This is a genomic window from Streptomyces sp. NPDC002690, from assembly GCF_053592415.1.
This window is the reverse complement of record NZ_JBSFVR010000762.1, coordinates 1-1,114: the sequence shown is the minus strand read 5'-3', so window position 1 is coordinate 1,114 and position 1,114 is coordinate 1. Positions and strand designations below refer to the sequence as shown.

At 75.7% G+C, this 1,114-nt stretch carries 1 protein-coding gene; it reads right to left on the bottom strand.

All coding sequences use genetic code 11. The annotated features are described in order from the left end of the window. Window positions 1-77: 77 nt before the first annotated feature. The gene (locus ACWD3D_RS37350; protein WP_451465070.1) at window positions 78-917 is read right to left on the bottom strand and encodes a TrmH family RNA methyltransferase; all 840 of its coding nucleotides are present in this window, start codon (window positions 915-917) and stop codon (window positions 78-80) included. Between the last annotated feature and the right edge of the window lie 197 nt (window positions 918-1,114).

Sequence of the window (1,114 nt, the reverse complement as noted above, 5' to 3'; positions counted from 1 at the left end):
CGGCTACGCACGCCGGGTCGCACGCGGGCTCACGGCGCACGCACCATGCGGTCACCGTGCCGCGCGCGACGCCCCGGTCAGGAGGCCGTACGGGGGCGCTGCGCGCGGGCGGAGGCGTAGAGGCAGACGGCGGCGGCCGTGGCGAGGTTGAGGCTCTCCGCCTTGCCGTGGATGGGCACCCGCACCACGGCGTCGGCGAGGGCGCGGGTCTCCTCGGGAAGGCCCCAGGCCTCGTTGCCGAAGACCCAGGCGGTGGGGCCGCCCATGGTGCCGGCGTCGAGTTCGTCGTCGAGGTCGGCGGTGCCGGCACCGTCGGCGGCCAGCACCCGCGCTCCGGCGTCCCGCAGCCCCTGCACGGCCAGCTCCACCGGTACGCCGATCGCGACCGGCAGGTGGAAGTGGGAACCGACCGACGCGCGTACCGACTTGGGGTTGTACAGGTCGACCGAGGCGTCGGTGAGGACCACGGCGTCCGCGCCCGCCGCGTCGGCGCAGCGCAGCACCGTGCCGGCGTTGCCGGGGTCGCGTACGTTGGCCAGTACGGCCACCAGGCGGGGCTTCGCGGCGAGGATCTCCTCGAACGGCGAGTCCAGGAAGCGGCAGACGCCGATGAGTCCCTGGGGGGTGACGGTCTGGGAGACGTCGGCGAGCACGTCGGCGTCGGCGAGGTGCACCCGGGCTCCGGCCGCGTGGGCGGCGTCGATGATCTCCGTGTACCGCTCGGCGGCTTCGACGGTGGCGAACAGCTCGATCAGGGTCGGTTCGCCGTCGGCGCCCCGGTGCACGGCGGCCTCGCGCACGGCCTGCGGCCCCTCGGCGATGAACCGGCGCTCCTTGACGCGGAAGTTCCGCTTGGCCAGCCTCCGGGCCGCGGCGACGCGGGGCGAACGCGGGGAGATCAGTTCGGGGATGCCCATGGTCGGCGGCGGGCCTCTCTGCGTGCGGCGGGACTCGGGTGGTCCGACAGGACTCGGGGTCCGGCGGGGCCTCGGAGTCTCCGGCGGATCGGGGTCGCGCCCCCCGGACGGGGGGGGGGGGCGCCCCCGGCCCCCCGGGGGCGCGAGTTAGGGAGAGGGGGGGGGGGGGGAAGAGTGTGTGTGTGAAGGGTGGGTTA

Coding starts and splice junctions, on each gene's coding strand:
- ACWD3D_RS37350 (WP_451465070.1), bottom strand. CDS start 917: ATGGGCATCCCCGAACTGATCTCCCCGCGTTCGCCCCGCGTCGCCGCG.